Genomic DNA, 7,311 nt, shown 5'->3' on the forward strand with positions numbered 1-7,311 from the left:
GCCTTCGTCCAGAGCAAGGCCGCCGCGCCACAGCCGCGCAAGGCCGCAAATGGCCGAGCGAGCGACGCCGGATGGGAGGAGTTCTGAGCGGCGGCTGCGTCAGCCGTTGTAGACCGGTTCTCCGCCCCGCAGCCTTGCGACGTCGCGCAGCGGCGGGGCGCCGAACAGGCGGCTATATTCCCGGCTGAACTGCGAGGGGCTCTCATAGCCGACCTGGAACCCGGCCGAGGCGGCATCATGCGCCTTGGCCAGGATCAGCCGGCGGGCTTCCTGCAGCCGCAGCTGCTTCTGGTATTGCAGCGGGCTCATCGCCGTCACCGCCTTGAAATGCTGATGCAGGGCCGAGGGGCTCATCCGGGCCTCGGCCGCCACGATGTCGACGCTGAAGGGACTGCGGTAATTGCGCTTGATCCAGGCGATGGCGCGGTTGACCTGCTGCAGCTTGCTCTCCGCCACCGCGATCTGGCGCAACCGCGATGCCTGCTCGCCGGTCAGCAGGCGGTAGAGAATCTCGCGCTCAACCAGCGGCGCGAGCACCGCGATGTCCGCGGGAGATTCCAGCAGGCCGGTCAGCCGGATGACGGCATCGCGCAAGACCGGCGTCATCGGGCTGACCGTCAGCCCCGGGCCGGATGACGGCTCCGGCCCGGCAAGCGGCGGCGCTTCCAGCATCAGCGCACCGATCGCGGCCGGGTCGAGCTCGAGCTTGACGCAGAGATAGGGCTCGTCCGGCGTCGCCTCGATCACCTGGCCGATGACCGGCAGGTCGAGCGAGACGACGAGGCAATGGGCGGCGTCGTAGCGATAGATCTGGTCGCCCAGGATCACCTGCTTGGCGCCCTGGGCGATGATGCAGAGCGCCGGCTCGTGCAGACCGTGCATGGGCTCGCTCGGCTGCGAGAGGCGGACCACCTTCACCCGCGGAATCGCGGTTTCGTGGACGCCGTCGGTCGGCGCGAAGCGCGCGATCAACCTGGCGAGTTCCTCGACATGGGACATGTGCCGACCTCCATGGCAGCCGCCGAAAACACGACCCGGCTGCCTGGACTTTCATATAAGGAAGCCACGGGTCTTTGCCATGGTCGAGCAGCAGCGCTGGAGGATCAGGCAATGATCGCGGCGGATCGGTCTACCGCCCCATGCTTGCTCTGGTGCATTGTCCCAGCATACCGGCAGCGTTGTCGACCAACGGACCCACGGGCGGATCGCCCCTGGCGCCCCGAGCCGGTTGCTACTGACATATTCCTGTCAAAGGCGGCGCTATCAGCACCGCCCAACAACCTGAACGAAAGGAGATCATCATGCCCTTCAGCCAGGTCTTCCAGTCGCTCGGCGCGATCGCGTCGATCATCGTCCCGGCCAAGCCGTCGGTTCGCCCGCTCGAGATCGATCTCGAGCTTCCCGAGCCACTGACCAAGGCCGAACTCGCGGTGCTCGGCCGCTGGGTCAGCGAAGACGGCGCCATCCGGCTCGATCTTCGGCCCAATGGCCGCTTCGGCAAGCAGCGCGACCAGGCGCCGGGCCATGGCGGCCGCTACGAGGTCGATGCGTCGCAGCTCTATTTCGAGAGCGACGCCGGCCATGTCTGGAGCGGCGAACTGCGCCGCGGCCAGCTCGCCTTCGGCGAGAAGCGTTTCCGCCGGACCCTGCAGCTCGATCCGGCCAGACTGATACGGTCTGACCGGTAAGCTCACGTAACGCTGAGACGGGACGCTAGAGCAGGATGCGAAAAAGTGGGAACCGGTTTTTCGCTGAGATCCTGCTCTAAGCTCTAAGAATCGATCACGTTTGTGATTTGGGATCGGGTCGATCCAAAATCATCGTGGTCTGGCGTCCCGTCTCAGTAGCCGACCGTAAAGCGCTGACGCGAATGCGCCGGCTTTTCCAGTTCGTCGACCAGGGCAATGGCATAATCCTCGGCCGAAATCCGGCTCTGGCCCTTGTCGTCGACCAGCAGCTGGTCCTTGCCGAGGCGGAATTTCCCGGTGCGCTCGCCCGGCTCGATCAAGGCGGAGGGCGAGAGGAAGATCCAGTCGAGGCCGCCCTCGCCTTTGAGCAGATCGAGGAAGACGCCGCCTTTCCTGGCTTCGTCGAGATAGATCGCCGGGAATTCCGGCGTGTCGTACACCTTCACGCCGGGCGCGACCTCCAGACTGCCGGCGCCGCCGACGACGAGGTAGCGCTTCACGCCGGACTGCTTGACCGCCGCCAGCAAAGTCGCCGGATCGCTGGCGGTGAAATGCACGGCGCTGATCACCGCATCATGGCCGGCGAGCAGGGCAGCGAGCCCGTCCTTGTCATAGACATCGCCCTTCTTGGCGGTGACGCTGGCGCCCTGCGCCACCTTCTCCGGGTTGCGGACGATGGCGGTGACCTGATGGCCGCGGCTGGTCAATTCGGCGAGCAAGCGCGAGCCGATGAAGCCGGTGGCGCCGATGAGAGCAATCTTCATGGTGATCTTCCCTGGTATCTGATGGGAACCTACATCCCGATGGACACCAGATGGCAGGCATGCGACTTTCTCTCAAGAAGGCACTTTCACGCCACAAGGTCACCTGCCGGAAACCGCCATGCTCCACCGCCCCGACGCCTTCAACGCACGCTGCCCGACGCGGCAAGTACTCGACCGGATCGGCGACAAATGGGCTGTGCTGGTGCTGATCCTGCTGGAGCAGGAGACATTGCGCTTCAACGAACTGCGCCGGCGGATCGATTCCATCTCGCAAAAGATGCTGTCGCAGACGCTGAAGAGCCTGGAACGGGACGGGCTGATCTCGCGCCGCGCCTTCGCGACCGTGCCGGTCACGGTCGAGTATTCGCTGACGCCACTCGGGCGCACGCTCGCCGGCACGGTCGCGGCGCTGACGCAATGGGCCGTGGCCCATATCGGCGAGGTCGAGGAAGCGCAGCGCCGCTATGATCGCGGCGAGGTGGCCGCCTGATCAGCGTTTCAACGGCCGCTTCGGCTTGAAGAAGGCGGCCCAGGCATCGTCCGGCGGGCCTTTCTTCATCACCTCCGGCGCCTTGAAAGCATCGGGCGCCAACCCCTTCTTCAGCAGCTCCCAGGCGACCGGCATGGCGACCGCCACACCGGGCCGCGCCCGCGTCGAGAATGGCGCGATCGCGGTCGAGCCGCGGCCGTTGCGGAGATAGTCGATGAAGATGCGGCCCTTGCGCGCCTTCTTCGACAGGGTGGCGGTGTAGAGCTTCGGCTCGGCCTGTTCCATCGCCTTGGCGAAGTCGCGGGCAAAACCCTTGACCGCGTCCCACTCCGCCTTGGGTTGCAATGGCAGCACGACATGGAAGCCCTTGCCGCCGGAGGTCTTGAGGAAACTCTCGAAACCGAGCTCCTCCAGCCGTTGGCGCACGGTCAGTGCCGCCTCGCGCACGCGTTCCATCCGCACGCCCGGATCGGGATCGAGATCGAAGATGATCTGGTCGGGCGTCTCGACCGCGTCGACCTTGGCGCCCCAGACATGGACCTCGACCGTCCCGAGCTGGACAAGCGCGGCGAGCCCGTCGAAATCTCGGATGAAGAGCAGCTCCTCGCCATCCTTGTCCTTCATCCGGGAGATGGATTTGTGCAGGCCGGCCCCGGCATGCTTCTGGAAGAAGACCTGCCCGCCGACGCCGTCCGGCGCGCGCAGCAGGCTCAAGGGGCGTTCGACCACGAAGGGCGCCATGCGCTCCCAGACGCCGGCGTAGTAATCGAGCAGATCCTGCTTGGTGAAGCCGATATCGGGCCAGAGCGGCTTGTCGGGATTGCTCAGCGTCACGGTGGTCTCCGCTCCTGCCTTGCGCCTGGTCTTCGTCGCGCGACGAGCCTTGTTAGCCCCCGCCTTGGCCGGCTTCTCCTCGACGACCTCCTGCGCTGGCTTGTCCTCGCGCAGTCCGAGAAAGGCCGAGTGCCGCAGGGTCTTCGAAGCCGTCCAGGAGCCGAAGGCGATCTCGGCGACGAGCTCGGGCTCGACCCAGACGATACCACGCTCGCGGCCGGCTTCGCTGGGGAAGGGCGAGGCTTTCGTCGCGATGACGTCGAGCTTCTTCTTCAACGCGGCGGCTGAGCTGCGAGTGAAGCCGGTGCCGACCCGGCCGGCCGGCTTCAGCTCGCTATCCTCGTGATAGCCGAGGACGAGGGAACCGAGCTGATTGCGCGAGGCCTTCGACGGGACATAGCCGGCGATGACGAATTCCTGGCGCTGCGTGCATTTCGACTTGATCCAGTCGCGGCCACGGCCGCTGCGATAGGGTGCGTCGGCGCGCTTGGAGATCACACCCTCCAGCCCCATGCGACAGGCATGACGCAGCATGGTTTGGCCCGGCTCGATGAAATGCTCGGAATAGCGCAAGGGCGAATCTGCTCCCGAGGCCTCAAGCAACCCTTCCAGCCGTTCCTTGCGGGCGAGCAGCGGCTCTGATTGCAGGTCCTCGCCATCAAGATGGAGCAGGTCGAAGGCGTAGAAGACGAGATTCTCTGTCTTGCCCTCGGACAAGGCGGCCTGGAGCGCCGAGAATAACGAGATGCCGTTCTCGCCGAGCGCCACGACCTCACCGTCGATCAGCGCATTCTCGCAAGGCAGCGCAGCCAGGGCATCGGCAATCCGCTTGCCGAAGCGCTCGGTCCAATCGAGCCCGGTGCGGGTGAGCAGCTTGACCTTCCCCGCAGAAACGCGTGCCTGCAGCCGGTAGCCGTCGAACTTGACCTCGTGCAGCCAGGCATCGCCGGCAGGGGGCTTGTCCTGCAAGGTGGCAAGGCACGGCTCGACGAAGCGCGGCAACGGCTCGCTTTCAGTCGTCGCCGAGCGACGGGCGAGCTTGGCCTTCTCTGGCCTTGCCCGGGTGACTTTGAGCCTAGCAGCCTTGGTCTGGCGGCCCTTCGCGGGCTTCTCGTCGGTCGACCAGACGTCGCCGCTGGGATCCTTGCCGACCTCCCCGACGCTGCGGCCGGATTTCACCGAGTCCGGCGCCGTCTCAAGAATATCCTCATCGTCGCGGGCGAAATCGTCGTCGACCTTGATCAGCAGCCAGTTGTCGCGCTTCTCGCCGCGGCGGGGCTTCAGCCTGACAAGATGCCAGCGGCCGCCGAGCTTGTGACCCTCGAGCGCGAAGGCGAGGTGGCCCTTCTCCATGCCGCGGACGGGATCGCTTTCCGGAATCCATTTGCCCTCGTCCCAGACGACGACTGCCCCGGCACCGTATTCGCCTGCGGGAATCGTGCCTTCGAAGGAGCCGTATTCGAGCGGGTGATCCTCGACATGGACGGCAAGGCGCTTCTCCGCCGCGTCGAGGCTCGGGCCCCGCGTCACGGCCCAGGACCACAGCACGCCGCCATGTTCGAGCCTGAGATCGTAGTGGAGGCGGCGCGCGGCGTGCTTGTGGATGACGAAAGCGCCACCGGCCTGGGCGGCCTTCCGTCGGCTGGCGGCGCCTTTCGGCTCCCTTGTGCGGGAGAAGTCGCGTTTCGAGCGATAGAGATCGAGATTGGCCATGGCGTCCTCCGACGCGCGTCAGGCGCTCTTTTTGGCCTTGCCGGCAGCAGGCTTCTTCGCCGGTTTGCCCGCGTTCGCCGTCTTCTTGCCGCCGGAGGAGGATTTGTCGGACGCCCCGCTCTCCTCGCCGAGGCTCTTCTTCAGGGCCTCGAACAGGTTGACGACGTTGGACGGGCGCTCGGCGGGTTTGGCGACCGGCGGCTTCTTGCCCTTGCGCTTGGCCGCGATCAGCTCGAGCAGTGCCTCCTCGTAATGGTCCTCGAAGCCGCTCGGATCGAACCTCGCTTCCTTCTTCTCGATGATGTGCGTGGCGAGATCGACCAGCTCCTCGTCGAGCTTGCCCTTCTTCAGGCCGTCGAAGACCTCGTCGGGCTGGCGCACGGTCTTGTCGTAGCGCAGCGTTGTCAGGAGCAAGCCCTTGTCGAAGGGCTCGATCATCACCGGCCGCTCGCGGCGATAGAGCACGATCCGGGCGATACCGGCCTTCTTCTGCTTCGCCATCGCCTCGCGGATCACGGCGAAGGCCTCTTCCGAGACCTCGTCGGACGGGCTGAGATAATAGGGCTGATCGAAATAGATCTGCGGGATCGCGGCGCGGTCGACGAACTGCTCGATCGAGAGCGTGTGCGAACTCTCGATCTGGACCGCATCGATCTCGTCCTCCTCGATCAGCAGGTATTCGTCGCCGCCGATCTCGTAGCCCTTGACCTCGTCGTCGGGGTCGACCGGCTTGCCGCTGACGCTGTCGATGTATTGGCGCCGGACCGTGTTGCCGGTCTTGCGGTTGATGACGCGGAACGAGACCTTCTCGCTATGGTCGGTCGCCGAGGTCAGTTCGACGGCGCAGGAGACCAGCGAGAGCTTGAGATAACCCTTCCAGGCCGGCCGGGGCGCCATCAGGCCGCCCTCAGCTTGGGCCGGGCCGGCAAGGCCGGCGGCAGCCCGCGCAGCCAGGCCTCGGCGCGGACGATCTCGTCGCGGGTCACGACCGGGACGGGATCGGAGAGGATCGCCAGCAGCACCTCGCGGTCGAGCTGACCATTGGCGATCACCTCGGCGAGCGCATCGCGGGTCTCGCGCTCGGCCCGAAGTTGGGCGCCGAGCGCGGCGATGAGGCGGTCTTTCGATATGGTACGCATGACGGCACCCGGACTGGACATCTGTCTGGGTTTCAACTGCGGGCCGCGCCGCTGGTTCCGCCATGGGCAGCCAGCACTGCTTTGCCTCGTGCTGCAGCGCAGCACCCTAGCGTTTCCTTGGATTTCGTGTATATGCCCGGGCAACCGGCCCGATGGCCGGCTGCGCATCCCTTCCGCGATGAGGCGGATGCGGGCTTCGGACCTTGCTGGACGACATCCCGGCCTGGCCCGCCAGATCAACACCCGAACCAAAGGACATCACGATGTCGATCACTGCCGAGCGCAAGAACGCGCTCATCAAGGAACATGCCACCAAGCCGAACGACACCGGCTCGCCGGAAGTCCAGGTCGCGATCCTCACCGAGCGCATCAACAACCTGACCGGCCACTTCAAGTCCCACACCAAGGACAACCATTCGCGTCGCGGCCTGCTCAAGCTGGTCTCGCAGCGCCGCTCCCTGCTCGACTACCTGAAGGGCAAGGAAGAAGCGCGCTACAAGACCCTGATCGAGAAGCTCGGCATCCGCCGCTGATCGAACCGAACTTCCGCCCGGTGCCTCGCTGCTCCGGGCGGTTCTGCTAGAGCCCGTTCCGACCAACTTGCGAAGCACGCTGGTCGGTAAAACGGTCTCTAACTTCAAGTTTGGAGCCGGATCCGATCAGGTTTTCAACCTGATCGGATC

General features: G+C 65.5%; 8 protein-coding genes. 3 read left to right on the forward strand and 5 right to left on the reverse strand.

Translation table 11 applies throughout. The features are described 5' to 3' along the window. Positions 1-99: 99 nt before the first annotated feature. A complete protein-coding gene (locus tag AC3WLC_RS31975) occupies positions 100-999 on the reverse strand; it encodes an AraC family transcriptional regulator (RefSeq protein ID WP_493687901.1) in 900 nt (299 codons plus the stop codon). A gap of 302 nt (positions 1,000-1,301) precedes the next feature. On the opposite strand from AC3WLC_RS31975, the gene AC3WLC_RS31980 reads away from it, so the two are divergent. Continuing rightward, positions 1,302-1,688 carry an Atu4866 domain-containing protein gene (locus AC3WLC_RS31980; protein WP_346364302.1) on the forward strand — a complete coding sequence of 129 codons (387 nt, stop codon included), beginning with the start codon at positions 1,302-1,304 and terminating at the stop codon, positions 1,686-1,688. Between the two features lie 152 nt (positions 1,689-1,840). On the opposite strand, the gene AC3WLC_RS31985 is transcribed toward AC3WLC_RS31980, so the two are convergent. Continuing rightward, complete coding sequence (locus tag AC3WLC_RS31985; RefSeq protein ID WP_493687902.1) at positions 1,841-2,452, reverse strand: NAD(P)-dependent oxidoreductase; 612 nt, start codon at positions 2,450-2,452, stop codon at positions 1,841-1,843. 118 nt (positions 2,453-2,570) lie between these two features. Between AC3WLC_RS31985 and AC3WLC_RS31990 the strand changes: the two genes are divergently transcribed. Beyond that, positions 2,571-2,942, forward strand: coding sequence for a winged helix-turn-helix transcriptional regulator (locus tag AC3WLC_RS31990; RefSeq protein ID WP_493687903.1), 372 nt, complete (start codon positions 2,571-2,573; stop codon positions 2,940-2,942). On the opposite strand, the gene ligD is transcribed toward AC3WLC_RS31990, so the two are convergent. From ligD to AC3WLC_RS32005, 3 genes are read right to left on the reverse strand one after another with little or no spacing between them, the layout of a single operon-like run. Beyond that, positions 2,943-5,489: a DNA ligase D gene (gene ligD / locus AC3WLC_RS31995; RefSeq protein ID WP_493687904.1), complete on the reverse strand. Its 2,547-nt coding sequence runs from the start codon at positions 5,487-5,489 to the stop codon at positions 2,943-2,945. It lies immediately after the preceding gene. An 18-nt stretch (positions 5,490-5,507) separates the two neighbouring features. After that, the gene (ku, locus tag AC3WLC_RS32000) at positions 5,508-6,386 is read right to left on the reverse strand and encodes a non-homologous end joining protein Ku (RefSeq protein ID WP_493687905.1); all 879 of its coding nucleotides are present in this window, start codon (positions 6,384-6,386) and stop codon (positions 5,508-5,510) included. Next, positions 6,386-6,628, reverse strand: coding sequence for a hypothetical protein (locus AC3WLC_RS32005; protein WP_493687906.1), 243 nt, complete (start codon positions 6,626-6,628; stop codon positions 6,386-6,388). Before AC3WLC_RS32005 ends, ku begins: the two co-directional genes overlap by 1 nt. Before the next feature lie 263 nt (positions 6,629-6,891). Here AC3WLC_RS32005 and rpsO point away from each other — a divergent pair, with 263 nt between their 5' ends. Further along, positions 6,892-7,161 (forward strand): 30S ribosomal protein S15, encoded by a 270-nt coding sequence (gene rpsO, locus AC3WLC_RS32010; RefSeq protein WP_092163299.1) that lies wholly within the window; start codon positions 6,892-6,894, stop codon positions 7,159-7,161. Positions 7,162-7,311: the final 150 nt, after the last annotated feature.

This window comes from Allobosea sp. GW821-FHT03A12 (genome assembly GCF_058986765.1).